This window comes from Paenibacillus sp. FSL W8-0186 (genome assembly GCF_037969765.1).
Taxonomy (GTDB): domain Bacteria; phylum Bacillota; class Bacilli; order Paenibacillales; family Paenibacillaceae; genus Fontibacillus; species Fontibacillus woosongensis.
The window spans coordinates 4,553,935-4,573,040 of the sequence record NZ_CP150207.1; the positions used below are offsets into that span (position 1 = coordinate 4,553,935).

Below are 19,106 nucleotides of genomic sequence, written 5' to 3' on the forward strand. Positions count from 1 at the left end.
TTGTCCCAATAGGTATAAACGAAAAGCCCGTCTCCCCATCGGAAAACAGGGAAATACGGGCATCAATCATTCAAATGATCCGTGCAAGCTGCTTCTTAACCCTTAACCCTTGACCGCGCCCGCAGTGATTCCATCTATAATGTTGCGCTGCATGATAATGAAGAAGAGAATGACCGGGATCGACGCCATTGTCAGGGCGGCCATTGCCAAATGCCATTCATTCATGTATTGCCCGAAATAAACCGACGAAGCAAGCGGAATCGTCTGATTCTTCTTGGAGCTGAGCGTAATCAACGGAAGCAGGAAGTCATTCCAGATCCATAAGGAATGCAGAATGGCAATCGTTGTCGTGATCGGCTTAAGCAGCGGCAGTACAATGCGGAAGAATGCGCCAACTATGCCGTTGCCGTCAATTAATGCGGCCTCCTCCAGCTCTCGAGGAATCGATTTGATGAACCCGTGATACAAAAACAATGCTAACGGGATACCGAAGCCCCAGTACATGATGATTACCCCGGCGATCGAGTCCATCATATGCAGGTCGCTGGCTACCTTCACCAGCGGAATCATCAACGACTGGAACGGGATGACCAGGGATGACAGAATCAGCATGAACAGTACCGTGCTCACCCATCCGGGACGCCGTACGAATTGATATGCGGCAGGCGCACTGATCAATAAAATCCCAACTACGGAAACGACCGTGATGATCAATGAGTTCATGAACACGCCGCCGAAATTCAATTGATTCCATACCGTCTTGAAATTATCAAAGCGCAATAGGTTTGGCAATGAAGCTACCGATGAAACAACTTCATTATAGGATTTAAATGAGTTCACCAACGTGACATACAATGGAAAGAAAACGAATATAGCAATTACAAATAGGATTGTAAAAATGATCCAATTCAGTTTCTTCTCGCGTGCCTTCATTACATCTCTACCTCCCTACGTTTCAGCACAATAGACTGAACAATAGTGACGGTAGCTAGAATAAGGAAGAATATAACCGCCTTTGAAGAAGCATAGGTGAACAAATTTCTGCCGAAGCCTTCGGTGTAAATGTGATAAGCCAACGATTGCGTAGTACCGAAAGGTCCTCCACCCGTCAACGAGTAGTTCAGGTCAAATCCTTTGAAGCCATTGGCAATTGCCAGAAATAGGTTAATCGTAATCGCTGGTCTGATTAGCGGAAATACGACATTTCGCATTCTACCCCAATAACCCGCTCCGTCAATTTCCGAAGCTTCTATCAAATCCTTCGGCACGCCCTGCAGGGCAGATAGATAGATGATCATGAAGTAGCCCACAGATTGCCATACGGCAACCATAACAATGGACCAGAACGCATAATCAGGCAGGCTCAGCCAGTTCTTTTGAAACATAGACCAACCGGTAGCCTCTCCGATTTGGGCGAACAAATTCGTAATAATAAACTTCCAGATAAAGCCCACAATGACCGAGCCCATAACATAAGGCAAGAAATAGACCGTCCGCAGCAAATTTCTGAGCTTGATCGCCCGGTTCAGGCCAAGCGCAAGGAGCAGTCCAAAAACATTCAGCAGAACCGTAGTCGCCGCAACATACTTAGCCGTGAATTTAAAAGACTTCCAGAAGGAGGCATCGTGGAGCAGCTGTTGATAGTTGCTCCACCCGACCCAATTGATATTGCTGCTAATTCCATCCCAATCCTGAAAGCTGAAGATAATCGCTCTCAGGAATGGAATCAGAATAATCAATGTAAAGAACAGGATAGCTGGCGCAACGAAAGCTGCGTATATCAACCATCCGCGTGATTTAATCGCCATGTCCAATCATTCCTATTTTCTGACTTTTTGATCCCAGATGTTTTGCAGTTCTATGATGGTTTGATCTTTGTCATATTGTTCGCCAACATAAGCTTGTAGAGGTACTGTGAAGTCTTCTGCAATCCCGGATGGCCACAGCTGAAACGACCAGATCAGCGTCTTCTCATCCTTCAAATATTTGTCGAGATCTTCCGCCAAAGGCCCTAAATCAGCCGTCGTTTCCAAGTCCGTGAACGCAGGAATCATCTTATAAGAATCTACAATATACTTCTGACCATTCTCGTGCAGCCAGGTCAAAAATTTCTTACTTTCCTCAATCGCCTTGGAATCCTTGTTAATGGAATAATAAGTAGATACGCCTACAGGCATCTTTGTATCCTCTGGGTTATCATTTAAAGGAATCGCGAACATCCCGATGTTCATATCTGGATTGATCTTCGTAATCGAATCGATCGCCCATACGCCTTGCTGGATCATAGCCGTTTTGCCGGAGGCGAATTCAGACACTTGATTGTCGTAGTTAAGACCGATCGTATCCGTACCTTTACCGTAGTCTACCGTCATGTCCAATACATCGAAGAAACCGTCCAAATTTTTCAGATCGGCGATTTTGGCTTCGCCTTTGTACATTTTCTCGATCATGCCTTCCGAAACCGGCTCATAAGCGAACGGAAGATTGAACAAATGCTGGCCGAGCACCCAGAACGAGTTATAGCCTTCAGAGTAGGATAGAATGCCTGCCGCCTTCAATTTCTCGTTGACTTCCTTCAATTCCGTTAATGTCTCAGGCAGCTTCTCGATGCCTGCTTGCGCGAACAAATCCTTGTTATAAATGAAGCCATAGCCCTCAACCGCTAGCGGGAAGCCGTATTTCTTGCCATCGACGGTCATCCCTGGTACGGACGAAGGTATAACCTTGTCCATCCACGGCTCACTGGACAAATCAACAAGTCTTTCCGACCAATCCTGAATGTCCGTATAAGCTCTCGTCATGAAAATATCCGGGCCGTCCCCGGCTGCAAAGCGGGTTTTCACCAGCGTATCGTAATTGCCGGTAACCTGGGCCTCAATAATGACATTTGGATTTTCTGCCATATAGTCGGCGGCCATCGCTTTGATTTTATCCGTGATTTCCGTCTTGAAATCCATAATTTTAATCGTTACTTTTTCGGAATCCGCCCCTGCTCCCTCATTGGTTTTCGGGCTGCTTCCGCCAGCGCATCCGCTGATCAGGGACAAAAGTACAACACTGGTGAGAAGCATTAACATAACCTTGCGCATCTTTATATACCCCCTAAGTTGTTGTTTGCTACAACTTTATTCTATGAGTTTCCCTGATGTCGAAACATAGACGATCTTCGCCGAAACTAGTACTTTATGAACCTCGTACCATCTTGCGATATTTTAACGGGGACAAGCCATGCTGCCTGCGGAACACTTTGCTGAAATAGCTCTCATCCTGGTAGCCGATCATTTCCGAAATTTTAACTACCGGCAGATCGGTATGCTCAAGCAAGGACTTGGCCTTCTGCATGCGCAGCCCCGTCTGGTAGGTAATGACGGTCATGTTATACTTCTCTTTGAATCTCCTCGCGATATGCTGCGGACTGAAATGGAATCTCTCCGACAGCTCATTGAGGGAAAAATTCTCATGAAAGTGCTGTTCAATATAATCATGTATAAGTTGAATGCTCCTGCCTTCGTAGCCGTGGTTCCCGCACTCCTCGATCAGCCGCCACCACTGCTGAATCCACTTGCTTCCCCATTCCTCGATATAGCTGATCCATATAGAAAGGGATAGACCCTCCATGTCCTTGTCCATCTGAAGGCAGGCCCGCTCGGTCATATAATTGGCTTCCTTGGTATAACGCTGGAGATCTGCCAAGGTAACATTCCCACACTGCTGAAGCTCATCTGTAAATCCATGAATTACCTCTTCGATCCGCTGCTTGTCTCCATTTTCCAGAGCAATGTTCAACTGCAATTCCCTATCGGACAATACGGGTCTATCAAGGCCAGCTCGCTGCCCAGCCAAAATCGGAGACTGAGTTAGCTCCGCTCTCGCGCTCCAATATTGCTGCTGAATCTGGAGCAAACCGGAGACCTGCCGGCTAACCCCCGTGAACGTTTTAAGCCCGATCGTCGAATTCCATGCCTCCGTCATTTTACGGATATAGAAATTCAATGAGCTCGTCATTTCGCTGCCCGGAGTTTCTCCTGTAACCAACACCCATAATTCTTCCTCAAAATGGAACAAAAGATGACTTCCAAACCCCTCTAACGATTCTTCAGCTATATTCTTGACCGCGAAGGAGAACAATCCGCTATCTCCGTCATAACGCCGCTTCATCAGACTGGAGCCATTCCTCATTAATATGAGGGAAATTCTGACACAGCTTGGCGACATGCCGAGTTTACGGCAGTAATTCTCCAATTCAGGCATGGATGTGTCATCCCCTTTTAACATCTGGGACATCTTCTGCTCCATCACGACATAATCCGCCTGCTGCACAAGGAACCCCGTATCCCGCTTGGCCCGCATACTGCTCTCCCGCTGCTTGCACAAGGCAACTGCCTGCGACAGCGCTTGTTCGAGATCTCGCTTCTTAAAGGGCTTCAATATATAATCTACGCCTTTAGCGCGAATCGTAGCCTGGGTGTAAATAAAGTCATCGTATCCGCTGACGACGATAATCTGAATGTCCGGGTAATCGCGGCGAATGAGATCCAGCAGTTGAATCCCGTTCATCTCCGGCATGCTCATATCACAAAACACGATTCCCGGCTTATGCCGGCGTATCATCTCCAATGCCTCGCTCCCATTCTCGGCCTGGAATCGCTCATCAATATCGAACTGTTCCCAATCTACCGCCAGATCAATTCCTTCCCTGACATGCTCCTCGTCATCGACAATTAAAACTCTCATTGCTATTCGTTCCTTTCTCCTGTCTTGTCCAATGCGATAGTTAATGAAATAATCGTCGCCTCATAAGGCACGCTGGCCATGTCCCATGTGAAACCGGAGCCATATAGCAGCCGCAGCCGCTGTAACACGTTAATTAAACCGATCCCGTTATCGCCGTAATGCAGCTTATCCTCTAAATACTCATTGCGGATCGCCTCGATTTTTTCAGCCGGTATTCCCTTGCCGTTGTCGATTACGCGAATTAGGAGAACTTGCTTTCCTGTTTCCTCGTTTGGGGCTAAATCTATTTCAAGCCGGATGCTTCCGTAACCTCGGCCCTTTTCGATCCCATGCACAATGCTGTTCTCAATCAGAGGCTGCAGCAGCATCTTCGGCACTTCCATGGAAGTTGCCTCCGGATGGCAGGTCATAGAATAGGTTAATTTATTTTTGAACCTCCCCAATTGAATGGACATGTAGTCTTCGATATGCTTGACTTCCATACTCAGCTTAACCACGTCGGTGCGAAAATCCATGCTGTACCGCAGAATCGATCCTAGCTCGGCGATCTTATCACTAAGATCATAAGCTTTCGCTTTTAACGCAACCGTACCGATATACTGCATCGTATTGTACAAAAAGTGCGGGTTGATTTGCGCCTGCAGCATTTTCAATTGTGCCGTAGAGAGCTCCAGCCTGTACCGGTATTCCCGATTCATGAACTCATCCAGATTCCGTACCATGATATAGAAGCGATTCTCCAAAATGCCAAGCTCGTCCAATCTCTGGCTTTCCTTCTGAATGTTAAAGTTCCCCTGCTCGACACGGACCATGTTGCGAAGCAATCTTTTAATCGGAAGAATAATAAAATAGGACAAAATGACGGCAAAAATGATAACGAAGATAATCGCGATCAGCAGGATCACGACCGATTGGTTCAACGTTTTGTAAGCAGGGGCATTAATGAGTGAGTCGGATACATACTTCACCAGGGTGAAAAGCAATGTTTTATTCGAATTGTTCAAATAGATAAATACGCCCTTGTTCCCATCCATCTCCCCTGCGAATGATCCCTTGATCCCCGCCATCTTGCTATGCACAGGCTCGACCCCAGTCGCTTGCTCAAGCGAACTGTACAGGAATTCTTTCTGTTCATTAATCATTAAAAAATAAGCGCTATCCTGCAAACGCTGAGTATGAATCACTTTATCGATTTCACTAAGGCTCACATAAATATTTAACGTTCCGAGGATCGTCGCCCCCGGGTAATCGACCAGATTTTTCTGGATCAATAAAATGTTCTTGCCGCCCAATTTCTTCACGCTGTAGACCGTAGCCTCGCCCTCGATCTCATCATAATCGCTAAGCATTTTTTTCATTTCATTGTTGCCTACGTCCGAAGAAGTGAAGGTTAGATTTTTGGTTCTGCTGATGTACTGAACTCCATGGAACTCAGGGCGGCTGATATACATCGTATTCACTTTATTGTAAATGTACAGCTTCTGAAAGGCGGAGACTTCCGTGGAGCGTAAATATTTCATAAGCTGGGGATCTACATAAAAAGAACCTGTCAGCATATTCAAATCCTCGAAATAGATTTTGAGGTTATTTGAAATAATCTCCATTGCATCCTGGTTTAAATCAATCACCTGCTGCTCCATAGAGCTTGAAATCGTACGGTAAGCAAACACGCTCGCCATCAGGAAGGGCAGAATCGCCACACACAGCATGACGGCCAGCAATTTTCTAAATAAGCTTCTTTTGAGCCATTTCATCGTACTCCCCCATATCATCCTAAGTCTTAACACAAAAAAATCCCCTTTGCCCTAGCTTTGATTCCGGTAATCTGGAACGAATGGGTCAAATGAGGGATCTAGTTTAGTATGAAATTGAATGATAATATTTTATCTGTCTGAAGAAAAATTATCAACGGTAATCCCCGAAAGCTATAAAAAAACTGCACCTCCAATGTCAGATCGTATCTAACATGGAGGTGCAGTTCAGAGCAAAGTGACCGGCTAATCTCTATCCTTCATTCGCGAGCTCCAGCAAAGTATGATACAGCACTTCCGTTCCCGCCGCACAGTCCTCGGGAGAGCTCCATTCCTCGGGATTGTGGCTGATGCCGCCACGGGAGCGCACAAAAATCATGCCCAGCGGCCATAGGGAGCTGAACTGCATTCCATCATGACCGGCGCCGCTCACCAATCGCGGCAGCTCTGACAGTCCGGCGAGTTTGCCAGCCTGGGCTACGGCCTCCTGTACCTTAGGAGAGCTGGGAGCTGGAGCGACTCTTTGCAGCAGATCGATCCGCAGCTCAACCCCCAGCTTCTCGCATACCTGCTGGCTGTAGGCATGGATACTCGCCTCCAGCCGGTCTCTCTCGGCTTCATCGATATCCCGCAAGTCGAGCGAGAATTGCACTTCACCGGGAATGACGTTTACCCCGCCTGGCAGAGTTTTAAGCTTCCCTATCGTAGCCACGGCGTTCTCGTATTTTTTCGCTTCCGCAAAAATGTAATTTAGGATCTCCGCGGCCGCCTGCAGCGGATCTCGCCGCAGATGCATCGGGGTCGCCCCCGCATGGCCTGCCTGACCGATCAGGGTGAACTGCTGCCAAAGTGGACCGGCAATGCCTGTCACGAGGCCTACCGGCTCATCCAGATTCTCCAGCACCCGGCCCTGCTCAATATGCAGTTCTACATAAGCCTGCACTTCGTGCGGCGGCTTTGCCGCTTCCCCTACGCGCTCAGGCGCAAGGCCCGCGTTCCGCATCGCATCGGCAATTGAAATAGCCTGTTCATCCCGCTGCTCCAAGTCCTCCTGCCGCAGCGTTCCAGCCACGGCCCGGCTGCCGATCATCCCGAATCCAAACCTGGAGCCCTCTTCATCCGTAAAAGCAATGACTTCAATCGGGTGAACGTTCCGGATTTCCAGCTCATTCATGCGCTGCAGCGCTTCGATCGCCGAGAGCACGCCGAGCGCCCCATCGAACATCCCGCCATCGGGAACCGTATCGATATGAGATCCTGTGAGGACTACAGAGGCGGCGGGATTCGTCCCTTCCCGGCGGCCGACAATGTTCCCGGCCGCATCCTCACGTACGGCTAGCCCCGCCTCCTTCATATAAGCGATAACGAGATCCTTCGCGCGGGATTCATCGAGAGTAAAAGAATAGCGGGTGACTCCCCCGCTAGACTGTTTTCCGATTTCCCCCAGCTCCATCAATCTCGCCCACAGACGATCTTTATTGATTTCCATTCTCCTCACCCCCAGGCTCCTTCTCCGATGATTTCATCTGGAACCTGAAATGGCAATGTCCGTCTTTAAGCAAATATTTATCGTGCACAACTTCGAAATTAGGGTTGTAGCCCTTTGCGATGGCCGGGTCGATCATCTGGCAGTAGAGGATGCCGTATTCCTCCATGCCGTCTTTTTTCCACTGATCCCCAAACGCACATCTTGTAAAGTTCTGTTCGATTTCCACCGGATGATATTCCGTTTCATATTCGAACAGATCGCTGCGTCCCATATCATAATTCGGCAAATAGCTGTGAATATCATTCGGCTGTCCGGCAGCTGCGGCACGGCGGGCAATATCCCGGCCACGTTCCTCGCCAAACGTGCGTACTCCCTCGCGGATCGCGTCCTTCCCTTCTTCTCCGAAACGGTCAACGACCGCTTTGGAGAGGTGGGCAAATAATTTCGCCATGATCGTATAAGGTGATACCGGCTCCAGGCTTTCGTCATGATTCAGCTTTTGCTGGGATTCCTCTTGTAGTTTGTCCTGTTTTTCTTGGCTCATCTTCAGACGCCTCCTTGATTAATCTATCTGTACTAGCTTCAACACTAAAATCATTGCAATATGGTCTAATTTAACTATAAAAATTGACTATTAAAATGAATGTATCTCAAAGTACGTCCTATAGTTCATCATGTATAACTGCCGTACACGAGATGGAATTCATGTATCTAACTATGCTCTATATGAATGAGTTAGGGAATTAGATGGATTTCATGCACCTAAAATCAAGAATCCTGCCCATAATTGGCCATTCCCCTTTCTCTAACGACATGAAATCCATTTAAATTTACTTTTCCTTCCTTATCGCAGAAACTAACTACTATTAATCCATTTATAAAATTTGAACTCTGTCTATTTTACTGCTAGCCGATGCCCAAATAGACGGATTTGACCACGTCGTTATTCCTTAACTCCGCAGCATCGCCTTCCACGACGATGCTGCCCGTTTCCATCACATAGCCGCGATGGGCGGTCGCAAGCGCCATGGTAGCATTCTGCTCCACCAGCAATATGGATACGCCTTCCTCGTTCACCTTGCGGATCGCCGCGAAGATTTCCTTCACGATCAGCGGCGCAAGGCCCATCGAAGGCTCATCCAGCAGCAGCAGCTTCGGCCTGGCCATTAGAGCGCGGGCGATAGCCAGCATCTGCTGCTCCCCGCCGCTCATCGTCCCGGCGAGCTGCTTCTTGCGCTCCTCCAGCCGCGGAAATAACTCGAACATGCCCTGAATATCTGCGGCAACCCCCGCTTTGTCGTTCCGGACATAGGCGCCGAGCTTTAGATTTTCCAGCACGGTCAAATCGGGGAATACGCCCCGGCCCTCAGGCACCTGCGAAATGCCCCGTTCCACGATCTTATGGGGATCCAGCTTCATAATCTCCTGCCCCTCGAAGCGAATCTGTCCCTGAATGCTCTTATTCAGGCCAGAAATGCTGCGCAGGGCCGATGTTTTTCCCGAGCCGTTCGTCCCGATCAAGGCCACGATTTCCCCTCGCTGAATATGCAGATTCATTTGTTTTACGGCCGCGATTACACCGTAATTTACGCCTAAATCTTGTATTTCCAAAATAGCTTGGCTGCCGCTAGTCAAAGCTCCTCGACCTCCCCGCCCAAATAGGCCTGAATGACATCAGGGTTGTTCTGTATCTCTTCCGCGCTGCCCTCGGCGATCTTCTGACCGTAATTCAGGACCACGATGCGGTCGGAAATATCCATGATCATGCCGATGTCGTGTTCGATCAAAATGATCTCGATGTTGAATTCCTTGGAGAGCTGCCGGATTTTCTTCACGAGCTCGGCTTTTTCCGCTGCGTTCATGCCCGCCGCCGGTTCATCCAGCAGCAGAATCTCGCAGCCCGTAGCCAGCGCCCTTGCAATTTCAAGCAGCCGCTGCTCCCCGTACGGCAGGCTTCCGGCTAAGACGTCCAGCTTATGTGCCAGGCCTACGACTTCCAGCTTCTGAGTACATTCCGCAACGATGGCAGCACGCCGCTTAGCCGTAGAACTCCGGGCAAAAATCGATTGCAGCAGGCCTTCCCCGTTGCACTCCGCATGCGCGACAAGCACATTTTCCAGCACCGTCATATTTTTCAGCAATCGCGTATTCTGAAAGGTTCGGGCAATCCCCAGGCCAACCCGCTTGAACGGCTTCAGCTTGTTGATGACCCGGCTCTTGTAAATGATCCTGCCGGAGGTCGGCTGATAGATGCCCGTCAGCAGGTTGAACAGCGTTGTTTTCCCTGCCCCGTTTGGTCCAATGATCGACAGAATCTCGCCCCGGCGTACCGTCATATCCACGTTATTCAATGCAACCAGCCCGCCGAATTTCACTGACACCTTCTCCAGCTCCAGTACGTTCTCCATCACTTGTCCTCACCTTTCCGCACCATGCCGTAGAAATTATACTTGCGGTGCTTCTCTCCCCAGAATCCGGTCGGCTTAAAGATCATCATCAGGACGATCGCGAGTCCAAGCAGCATCATTCTATAGTCGCTCATATACCGCAGCAGCTCAGGAGCGAGTACGAGAATGACCGCGCCGAGCACGGAGCCGGGCAGACTGGCTGATCCTCCCAGGATCACCATCGCCAGTATATTGACCGAATCCAAGTAACGGAAGGCATCAGGGCTGACGAAGGAAATATAGGAAGCCCAGAACGCTCCGGCGATACCGGCGAAAAACGCTCCTACTGTAAAAGCGAGCAGCTTGTATTTATTCGGACGAATTCCGATCGATTGCGCCAGCGTCTCGTCCTCGCGCAGGGTCATTAGGCTGAGGCCTACGCCGGAATGAACAATGCGGTGAATGACAAAAAAAGTAAGGAGCGCAAGCGCCAGAATCAAATAATAAAACTCCGTTTTGCCGCTAAAGGTGTAGCCGAACAAAGTCGGCGCAGGAATCCCCGGCAAGCCCATAGGCCCGCGCGTTACATCCACCCAATTGACGAAAATGAGCCGCACGATTTCTCCAAAGCCGAGCGTTACGATCCCGAGATAGTCCCCCCTCAGGCGAATGACCGGAGTTCCCAGCAAAAAGCCGAAGAATCCTGCAATCATAGCGGCGGCAGGCAGTGCGATCCAGAATGAAACTTGAAAATGTATCATGAGCAGGGCCGCGGAGTAAGCGCCAATGCCATAGAAAGCAGCGTGTCCGAGCGCGAACTGTCCGGCATATCCGATAATGACGTTGAGGCTCATTGACAGGATGGAGAAAATCCCGATCATGATCACGATGTGCATCCAGTAATCGTTGACCTGCTGCAGCACCAAAGGCAGAACGATCAATACGGCAGCCGCCGCTCCTACTGCCGTTGTTTTTCTTAAGCTCAAGCTCATCACCTACACTTTGTTGATATCTTTTTTGCCGAGAATGCCGGACGGCCGGATCAGCAGCACAATGATCAGGATCGCGAACGAAATGACACTCTTGTACTGCGTGGAAATATAAGCGCCGCCCAGCGTCTCCACCAGCCCGAGCAATACGCCGCCTAACATCGCTCCGGGAATGCTGCCGATTCCCCCGAGCACCGCCGCCGTAAAGGCGTTGATCCCTGCCATATACCCCATTGTCGGGTAGACCGCGTTATAGTAAATACCGACCATGATACCTGCACAGGCGGCAAGTGCGGAGCCGATTCCGAAGGCCAGGCTGATCATCCGGTTCGTATTGATGCCCATCAAAGCCGCGTTGGTCAGGCTCATGGAGGTCGCCCGCATCGCCGTGCCAGTCTTCGTCTTCGTGACGAACAGATGCAGGCCAAGCATTAGAATAAAAGACAGAATCAGAATTAAAATTTGAATTTCGGAAAACGTAATGCTGCCCAAGGTATAAGTACGGCTGCCAAATGCCGTCGGAAAAGGACGCATTTCCGTCCCCCATAATTTTTGGGCCAAGCTGATCAGAAACGTGGATACGCCCAGCGCGCTGATCAAGGGAACGATCCGGTCTGCCATCCGCAGCGGCCGGTAAGCAAGCCGCTCAATCAGGATTCCGATCCCGGAGGTCACGACCGCAGACAGCAGAAATGCTAGATATAACGGCAAATCCAGTTCTTTCATGAAAAAAAGCCCCAGGAAACTGCCCATCATGAAAATATCGCCATGCGCGAAGTTCACGATTTTTAGGATGCCGTAGACCATCGTATAGCCGAGCGCAATCAGGGCGTAAATCATCCCGATCGTCAATCCGTTGGTTAGTTGTTGAAGGAGCATAGTAACATCCTTTCAAAGCCAGGGAGCAGGATTGAAATTCAGTCCTGCTCCAGAAGCGCTTATTTATAAAGTTCGAACTTTCCGCCTTGCACCGTCAATTTAGAAGGAATCGTCTCAACGTCGCCGTTCTCGTCAAAGCTCAGGACGCCGGTCGCTCCTTTGTAATCCTTCAAGGTTTCCAGGTAGGTCTTGATGCTCTCTCTGTCTGCGCCCTTCTCCTTGATTGCCTCGATGACCACCGAAGTTGCGACATAGGAATAAGCTGCATAGGTATCCGGCTGGCTGCTGTACGCCGCTTCATAATCCGCGGCAAACTTCGTTGCCTCCTCATTGTCTCCGCCCGGGAAGAAGAAGCCGATCAGCTTGAAGCCTTCCACGGATTCCCCGCCAAGCTCAAGCAGAGCTTCGGAATACAAGCTGTCAACACCGATAAAATCAACGCTCAGATTGAGCTTCTTCGCCTGCTGCGAGATGAGAGCCGCCTCGTTATAGAATCCGCCGATAAAGATAGCCTCTGGCTGCTTGTCCTTAATCTTCGTCAGAATTGTGCTGAAATCCTTGTCGCCAGGGTTATAGGCTTCTGCCGCCACAACCTCGATATTGTTGGCTGGAGCAGATTTTTGATAAACGTCCAGTAGTCCGAGGCCAAAGTCAGATTGTTCATAAATTAAAGCAACCTTGCTGTATCCAAGCTCCTTGGACCAGCTTGCCAAATAATCAGCTTGGAACGCATCCGTCGTAATTACCCGGAAGGTGTATTCACCCGCATTCGTTACGCCAGGCGCACTGGAGGACGGGGAAATTTCGACAATTTTATTTTTGTTGTATACAGGTGCCGTTGCCAGCGTAGCCGAGCTGTTGAAGTGGCCAACGACAGCCAGGATGCTCTTGTCCGATACGAATTTGTTCGCTACGTTGACAGCCTCGTTGGAATCGCCTTTATCGTCCTGAACGACGATCTCCACCTTCTTGCCATCGATTCCGCCTGCGTCGTTGATTTGAGCTGCGGCCAGTTCAGCGCCATTCTTGAAGGCCTGTCCATATTGAGCCTGCGTTCCGGAAATCGGCGCCGCAAGGCCAATCCGAATCGTATCGCTCTTAGCCGTCGATCCGTCATTTGCGGCGCAACCGCCCAACAGACCGACAAGCAATCCTGCCAATATAACTACCAAAAAAGACCTCTTCATTTTGCTCCCCCTCAAATACTAAAATTAATCCTATAAGTTAAGTATGGATTTTATTATAGGGCATTTTTTCGAAAAAGCAACATTTATTTTTGTATCGTCGAATCGGTTTTGATAATGTCAAAATCAGGTTGAGTTTGATGAGGACAGTATTCCTGCATTTTCCTCAAGCCTCCTTAATTGAACTGGAGTCTATCTTCCCAAACTGCTGATATATGCCTGTTTCTAGATGGTCAGGGTAAGGTAGCTAGATTTATGACTGGTTGGACGGGGTCAGCTAGCTAGTTTTACGACTGTTGATCGGGGGCCGTACTAGGTTTATGACTAGCTGGCCCGGATCGGTAGCTAGGTTATGACTGGTTGGCCGAGATCAGCAAGCTAGATGTATTTCATGCAGTTAGTTCAGGGGATTTGACCGGTTCTGAGAGAACTAACTGCAAAACCTGCATTTAGTTTCAAGTTATTTCGGCGAATTCGCTCCATTCAGGCAAACTAACTGCATGTTTTGCATTTAACGCATGGTTTTTGTATAAAACCGCCTAACTAGATGTATAAAATACATTCCGATTTTTAAATTACCCTTTTATATTCGTGGAGGGTCGCCACCAACACTCTAAGCCATTCTAAGTAAATAAGCCGCCATCCCAACAATAAAGCGCTAGCAAAAACTGACTTAGTTACACGGCCCCTTAACTTGATTTGAACCGGAGTCTTATAAAACATATATTGCATCATTTCACAGCATTATTGCGAAAGATCTTTTTAGTAGAGCAGAGTATATGACATGGAAGGGACTAAGCATCTGGTTATTACTGCCTTCTCATAGCACTATTCTATCATTCACCAGCAGCCTATCGTCCTCCTCCCCAAAAAAAGAAGCCAGCTTTCTCCCAAACTAAATGGGGAAAACTGGCCTCTCTAGATTCTGTTAGGCACGGATGCAAGAGCTGTTCACGATTTACACGCCCAGCCAAGTTTTGAACATGTGCTTGGTTGTCGCCTTGTTCATTTCAGCGATAGACGTCGTGAGCGGAATGCCTTTCGGGCAGGCGCGTACGCAGTTCTGCGAGTTGCCGCAGCCCTCGATTCCGCCGTCGCCCATCAGCGCCTCCAGACGCTCTTCCGCGTTCATTTCGCCCGTTGGATGAGCATTGAACAGCCTTACCTGGGAGATCGCTGCCGGACCGATAAAATCGGTCTTCTCGTTCACGTTCGGGCAGGCCTCCAAGCAGACGCCACAGGTCATGCACTTGGACAGCTCGTATGCCCATTGGCGTTTCTTCTCCGCCATGCGCGGCCCTGGACCCAAATCATATGTTCCGTCGATTGGAATCCAAGCTTTGACGCGCTTCAGCGCATTAAACATGCGGCTGCGGTCGATGACCAAGTCCCGGACAACCGGGAACGTCTTCATCGGCTCCAGCCGGATCGGCTGCTCCAAATTATCGATCAAAGCAGCGCAAGCCTGACGCGGCTTGCCGTTAATTACCATCGAACAAGCACCGCATACTTCCTCCAAGCAGTTGGAATCCCAACATACTGGAGCCGTGTCCTTGCCGTTTAGATTTACCGGGTTGCGCTGAATTTCCATCAGGGCGCTGATCACGTTCATGCCCGGACGATAGTTCAGCTCGAACTCTTCCGTATAGGGAGCCGAATCCGGCTTGTCTTGGCGCGTTATAATGAACTTCACCTTTTTGGCTGTTGTTTCCGCAGTAGCCATGACATTCCCCTCCTATTTATCCTTCGAATAGTCGCGAATCCGCGGTGTAATCAGCGATACATCCACTTCTTCATATGAGATTTGCGGTCCTTCCGGCGTCCATTTTGCCTTCGTCGTCTTCAGGAACTCTTCATCGTTACGATCCGGGAATTCCGGTTTGTAGTGAGCCCCGCGGCTCTCGTTGCGCAGCAATGCGCCCAGCGTCATCGCTTCCGCGAGCTCCAGCATGTTCCAGAGCTGACGGGTAAAAGCGGCACCGGCGTTATTCCAGCGGGACGTATCGTTAATGTTGATCTTTTGATAGCGCTGCTTCAGTTCCTTGATTTTGCCAATCGTCGCCTCGAGCTTATCGTTATGGCGCACAACCGTCATATTGTCGGTCATCCACTCGCCGAGCTCTTTATGGATAACATAAGCATTCTCTGTGCCGTCCATCGCCAGCAAAGCCTCAAACTTGCTCTCTTGCTCCTTGCGATTCTTCTCAAAGATCGCCGGGCTAAGATCTTCCGCCGATTTCTTCAGGCCGCGGATGTATTCGACCGCCTTCGGTCCAGCCACCATGCCTCCGTAAATCGCCGAGACGAGAGAATTCGCTCCCAGGCGGTTCGCTCCGTGATACTGATACTCACATTCTCCAGCCGCGAAGAGGCCTGGAATATTCGTCATTTGGTTGTAATCAACCCACATGCCGCCCATAGAATAATGGACTGCCGGGAATATTTTCATCGGAATTTTACGAGGGTCATCGCCCATGAACTTCTCGTAAATCTCGATGATGCCTCCGAGCTTAATGTCGAGCTCCTTCGGATCCTTGTGAGACAAATCGAGATATACCATATTCTCGCCGTTAATGCCCAGCTTCTGCTCTACGCAGACATTGAATATTTCCCGGGTAGCGATATCGCGAGGCACCAGGTTGCCGTACGCCGGATATTTCTCCTCGAGGAAATACCAGGGCTTGCCGTCTTTGTAAGTCCAAATCCGTCCGCCCTCACCGCGAGCCGATTCCGACATCAAGCGCAGCTTGTCGTCGCCTGGAATCGCCGTCGGGTGAATTTGAATGAACTCCCCGTTCGCGTAGTACACACCTTGCTGGTACACGGCACTAGCCGCAGTACCTGTATTGATTACCGAGTTCGTCGTTTTTCCGAAAATAATCCCCGGGCCGCCTGTCGCCAAAATCACAGCATCAGAAGCAAAGGTAACGACCTCCATCGAGCGAAGGTTCTGCGCCACGATCCCGCGGCAGACGCCTTCGTCGTCCAGCACCGCGGACATGAACTCCCAGCTCTCATACTTTGTCACTAGACCCGCTGCTTCATAGCGGCGCACCTGCTCATCAAGCGCATACAGCAGCTGCTGGCCTGTCGTCGCTCCGGCAAACGCCGTGCGGTGATGCTTCGTTCCCCCGAAACGGCGGAAGTCCAGCAAGCCCTCCGGCGTACGGTTAAACATTACCCCCATCCGGTCCATCAGATGGATGATGCCTGGAGCCGCTTCACACATCGCTTTAACCGGCGGCTGATTTGCCAGGAAGTCTCCGCCGTATACGGTATCGTCAAAATGCTCCCATGGGGAGTCGCCTTCGCCCTTCGTATTAACGGCGCCGTTGATTCCGCCCTGCGCGCAGACGGAATGCGAACGCTTGACCGGGACAAGGGAGAACAAATGCACCTGAATCCCGGCCTCCGCCGCTTTGATCGTAGCCATGAGCCCCGCCAGCCCGCCGCCTACGACGATAATGCTTTGTTTAGCCATATATGTTTCAACTCCTAAAAGTTTTGTTGAGCGTTACTTCTTCGATTTACTTCGTAACAAAACTGCTTCGTAAGCATTCGCTTAGTTTTGTTGAGCGTTACTTCTTCGATTTACTTCGTAACAAAACTTGCTTCGTAAGCATTCGCTTAGTTTTGTTCGGCGTTACTACATCATTTCATTTATCGATCCTAGCCGACAAACGACTTCAGCGTCTGCAGCAAAGCCGTTCCTTCCGCAGCAAATTCTACGTTGCGGAATGCAAACAACGACCAGATAAACATCACGGACACGATCACAAACAGCCCCATGAAAATATTCGAAGAAACGCGCTGCGCACGCGGGCCGACCGTAATTCCCCAGCTAACCAGGAAAGACCACATGCCGTTGGCAAAGTGGAACGAGGCCGCGATCACGCTGATAAAGTAAATAATAAAGAAAATCGGCTGCGTAACGATTCCGTGCATCACTGCACCAAGCTCCTCGTGCGTCACGTTACCCAATGCGACTTGTACCCGAGTCTCCCAAACGTGCCAGATTACGAACGCAAATACAATAACCCCGCTAATCCGCTGGAGCAAATAGCGAAGGTTCCGTTCATTGCGGAATCTGCCATTGTTCGGCTTCGCTTGAAATGCGATATACATGCCGTATACGCCGTGGTACAGCAGCGGCAGCCAAATAAATAACGCTTCGATAACAATAACAAGCGGCAGACTGTTCAGTAATGCGACGGCATCCATGAATCCCTGCCTTCCGCCTTCAACGGCTGAAAAGTTCGTAATCATGTGTTCCAGAATAAAAAATCCTAGCGGAATGACACCCAGGAGCGAGTGCAGCTTTCTGGAATAAAACCCTTTCATAAGTGCGTGTTCCCCTTTCTCGTTTCCATCGTTCCCTATTCGATAACATCGTTCGACACCGGCCGTCAGGAAAGTACTATGACATATTCCACATCAAAACAGCCATATCCACATGTGATTTTAATAACATGTGAACATCTTGTGTCACTTTTAATGTTACTCCTTTTTATCTTATAATGGAATTGCAATATACGTATTAATCGTTATAACATTTATGCATATCCATTTACAAGCATAAAGTTTCTATTAAAAGGTGATCAAGTTAAGAAACCGTTCTCTTTCAATATAACTATACGTCTAACAATCGGAGGGATGTTACCTATGATGGAAGATTTACTCGTCTTTACTACGGTTGTCGAGCAGTCCAGCTTAAACAAAGCCTCAAAGCTGCTGAATTTATCACAGCCGGCCCTGTCGCGTAAAATAGCCAAGCTCGAGGAGGAATGGGGCGTCGCGCTTTTCGAGCGGAAAGGAAAGCGGCTTGAGCTGACCCGCGTCGGCCAGGAGGCTTACATCTACGCCATGGAGCAGCGCCAGCGCCATCAACATTTCCTGCAATCGGTCTCCCGCTTTAAAACGGCCGAACGCAGGGTCATCACGCTCGGAGCGAGCCTGACAACGATTCAGACGACTCTCCCTCCGCTCGTGACCGCGCTGATGAACAAATCGCCGGACATCGAAGTGAAGCTTGTTACCGGCAAAACCCATGAAATCGTCTCATATGTCCGTGATAAAAGAGTTGATCTCGGCGTCGTCGCTTCGTCGATTTCCGAGCAGGGCTTGAAATGCATCCCTCTGTTCCAGGATCATCTGGAGCTGGTCGTCCCGCGGAACCATGCCCTGGCCGGGGAAAAGCCGGCCGCCATGGAGGATATGAACGGCCTGCCTATGATCATTTTCTCCAAAGGGACATGGTACCGGAAGCTGATTGATGACCTGTTCGGGCGCTACGGCATCATACCGGATGTGCGCATGGAAATCGATTCCTTCGAAGCCATTGTGCGTCTCCTCCCGACATGCCGGGCCGCTGCGCTGCTGCCGCAATCGTATCTGAGGCCCCAACTGCTGAAAGACAATGAACTGGTAGCTCTGCCAATGAAAGAGCTGGAGCAAACGCGCCGGGAGACCTGTCTCATTTATGGCAGCAGCTCGGAGCTGACTCAAGAGACCAAAGAGTGGATTAATGATATCAAGGGCAGTCTGATCCATGCCTTGGAACTGGAGTGATTTTAGCGTATTCTTCTAACGTTTGCTTCATTACGATGATTCACGAGGGTGGAAATGGGGTAATACAACGAGTTGAGCCTTCCTTGAGAATACATTTCATCCGCAAAGAACCAGTTAAGTTCGGA

The 19,106-nt window shown here is 49.6% G+C and carries 16 protein-coding genes; 1 reads left to right on the plus strand and 15 read right to left on the minus strand.

Annotated elements, in window-relative coordinates; all coding sequences use genetic code 11:
- Positions 1-102: 102 nt before the first annotated feature.
- From MKX50_RS20280 to MKX50_RS20350, 15 genes are all read right to left on the minus strand, one after another.
- On the minus strand, positions 103-780 hold the full coding sequence (locus tag MKX50_RS20280; RefSeq protein ID WP_339157679.1) for a carbohydrate ABC transporter permease: 678 nt from the start codon (positions 778-780) through the stop codon (positions 103-105).
- A 152-nt stretch (positions 781-932) separates the two neighbouring features.
- Positions 933-1,808, minus strand: a complete 876-nt coding sequence (locus tag MKX50_RS20285) for a sugar ABC transporter permease (RefSeq protein WP_155612715.1) — start codon at positions 1,806-1,808, stop codon at positions 933-935.
- 12 nt (positions 1,809-1,820) lie between these two features.
- Positions 1,821-3,089: an extracellular solute-binding protein gene (locus tag MKX50_RS20290; protein WP_339157680.1), complete on the minus strand. Its 1,269-nt coding sequence runs from the start codon at positions 3,087-3,089 to the stop codon at positions 1,821-1,823.
- Positions 3,090-3,183: 94 nt separating this feature from the next.
- Positions 3,184-4,734, minus strand: coding sequence for a response regulator (locus MKX50_RS20295; protein ID WP_339157681.1), 1,551 nt, complete (start codon positions 4,732-4,734; stop codon positions 3,184-3,186).
- A gap of 2 nt (positions 4,735-4,736) precedes the next feature.
- A complete protein-coding gene (locus MKX50_RS20300; RefSeq protein ID WP_339157682.1) occupies positions 4,737-6,488 on the minus strand; it encodes a histidine kinase in 1,752 nt (583 codons plus the stop codon).
- A 250-nt stretch (positions 6,489-6,738) separates the two neighbouring features.
- A complete protein-coding gene (locus tag MKX50_RS20305) occupies positions 6,739-7,974 on the minus strand; it encodes a Zn-dependent hydrolase (RefSeq protein ID WP_339157683.1) in 1,236 nt (411 codons plus the stop codon).
- A complete protein-coding gene (locus MKX50_RS20310; RefSeq protein ID WP_155612710.1) occupies positions 7,961-8,518 on the minus strand; it encodes an L-2-amino-thiazoline-4-carboxylic acid hydrolase in 558 nt (185 codons plus the stop codon). The genes MKX50_RS20305 and MKX50_RS20310 overlap by 14 nt, the downstream gene beginning before the upstream one ends.
- 362 nt (positions 8,519-8,880) lie before the next feature.
- Entirely contained in the window at positions 8,881-9,588 is a 708-nt protein-coding gene (locus tag MKX50_RS20315) for an ABC transporter ATP-binding protein (protein WP_339160221.1), read from the minus strand.
- Between the two features lie 17 nt (positions 9,589-9,605).
- Positions 9,606-10,382 (minus strand): ABC transporter ATP-binding protein, encoded by a 777-nt coding sequence (locus MKX50_RS20320; RefSeq protein WP_213593259.1) that lies wholly within the window; start codon positions 10,380-10,382, stop codon positions 9,606-9,608.
- Complete coding sequence (locus MKX50_RS20325; protein ID WP_339157684.1) at positions 10,382-11,347, minus strand: branched-chain amino acid ABC transporter permease; 966 nt, start codon at positions 11,345-11,347, stop codon at positions 10,382-10,384. The genes MKX50_RS20320 and MKX50_RS20325 overlap by 1 nt, the downstream gene beginning before the upstream one ends.
- A gap of 9 nt (positions 11,348-11,356) precedes the next feature.
- Positions 11,357-12,229 (minus strand): branched-chain amino acid ABC transporter permease, encoded by an 873-nt coding sequence (locus MKX50_RS20330; RefSeq protein WP_213593254.1) that lies wholly within the window; start codon positions 12,227-12,229, stop codon positions 11,357-11,359.
- Positions 12,230-12,288: 59 nt separating this feature from the next.
- Positions 12,289-13,416: an ABC transporter substrate-binding protein gene (locus MKX50_RS20335; RefSeq protein WP_213593252.1), complete on the minus strand. Its 1,128-nt coding sequence runs from the start codon at positions 13,414-13,416 to the stop codon at positions 12,289-12,291.
- 955 nt (positions 13,417-14,371) lie between these two features.
- The gene (gene sdhB, locus MKX50_RS20340; protein WP_339157685.1) at positions 14,372-15,136 is read right to left on the minus strand and encodes a succinate dehydrogenase iron-sulfur subunit; all 765 of its coding nucleotides are present in this window, start codon (positions 15,134-15,136) and stop codon (positions 14,372-14,374) included.
- A gap of 12 nt (positions 15,137-15,148) precedes the next feature.
- Positions 15,149-16,894: a succinate dehydrogenase flavoprotein subunit gene (gene sdhA / locus MKX50_RS20345; protein WP_155612703.1), complete on the minus strand. Its 1,746-nt coding sequence runs from the start codon at positions 16,892-16,894 to the stop codon at positions 15,149-15,151.
- Positions 16,895-17,082: 188 nt separating this feature from the next.
- Positions 17,083-17,754, minus strand: a complete 672-nt coding sequence (locus tag MKX50_RS20350; protein WP_213593248.1) for a succinate dehydrogenase cytochrome b558 subunit — start codon at positions 17,752-17,754, stop codon at positions 17,083-17,085.
- A 321-nt stretch (positions 17,755-18,075) separates the two neighbouring features.
- Between MKX50_RS20350 and MKX50_RS20355 the strand changes: the two genes are divergently transcribed.
- Entirely contained in the window at positions 18,076-18,981 is a 906-nt protein-coding gene (locus MKX50_RS20355) for a LysR family transcriptional regulator (RefSeq protein WP_213593246.1), read from the plus strand.
- Positions 18,982-19,106 lie beyond the last annotated feature (125 nt).

Bases quoted from the DNA above. Each gene is read 5' to 3' on its own strand.
- MKX50_RS20290 (WP_339157680.1), bottom strand. From the start codon at position 3,089: ATGCGCAAGGTTATGTTAATGCTTCTCACCAGTGTTGTACTTTTGTCC.
- MKX50_RS20305 (WP_339157683.1), bottom strand. From the start codon at position 7,974: ATGGAAATCAATAAAGATCGTCTGTGGGCGAGATTGATGGAGCTGGGG.
- MKX50_RS20350 (WP_213593248.1), bottom strand. From the start codon at position 17,754: ATGAAAGGGTTTTATTCCAGAAAGCTGCACTCGCTCCTGGGTGTCATT.
- MKX50_RS20295 (WP_339157681.1), bottom strand. From the start codon at position 4,734: ATGAGAGTTTTAATTGTCGATGACGAGGAGCATGTCAGGGAAGGAATT.
- MKX50_RS20335 (WP_213593252.1), bottom strand. From the start codon at position 13,416: ATGAAGAGGTCTTTTTTGGTAGTTATATTGGCAGGATTGCTTGTCGGT.
- MKX50_RS20320 (WP_213593259.1), bottom strand. From the start codon at position 10,382: ATGGAGAACGTACTGGAGCTGGAGAAGGTGTCAGTGAAATTCGGCGGG.
- MKX50_RS20300 (WP_339157682.1), bottom strand. From the start codon at position 6,488: ATGAAATGGCTCAAAAGAAGCTTATTTAGAAAATTGCTGGCCGTCATG.
- sdhB (WP_339157685.1), bottom strand. From the start codon at position 15,136: ATGGCTACTGCGGAAACAACAGCCAAAAAGGTGAAGTTCATTATAACG.
- MKX50_RS20330 (WP_213593254.1), bottom strand. From the start codon at position 12,229: ATGCTCCTTCAACAACTAACCAACGGATTGACGATCGGGATGATTTAC.
- MKX50_RS20355 (WP_213593246.1), top strand. From the start codon at position 18,076: ATGATGGAAGATTTACTCGTCTTTACTACGGTTGTCGAGCAGTCCAGC.
- sdhA (WP_155612703.1), bottom strand. From the start codon at position 16,894: ATGGCTAAACAAAGCATTATCGTCGTAGGCGGCGGGCTGGCGGGGCTC.
- MKX50_RS20310 (WP_155612710.1), bottom strand. From the start codon at position 8,518: ATGAGCCAAGAAAAACAGGACAAACTACAAGAGGAATCCCAGCAAAAG.
- MKX50_RS20285 (WP_155612715.1), bottom strand. From the start codon at position 1,808: ATGGCGATTAAATCACGCGGATGGTTGATATACGCAGCTTTCGTTGCG.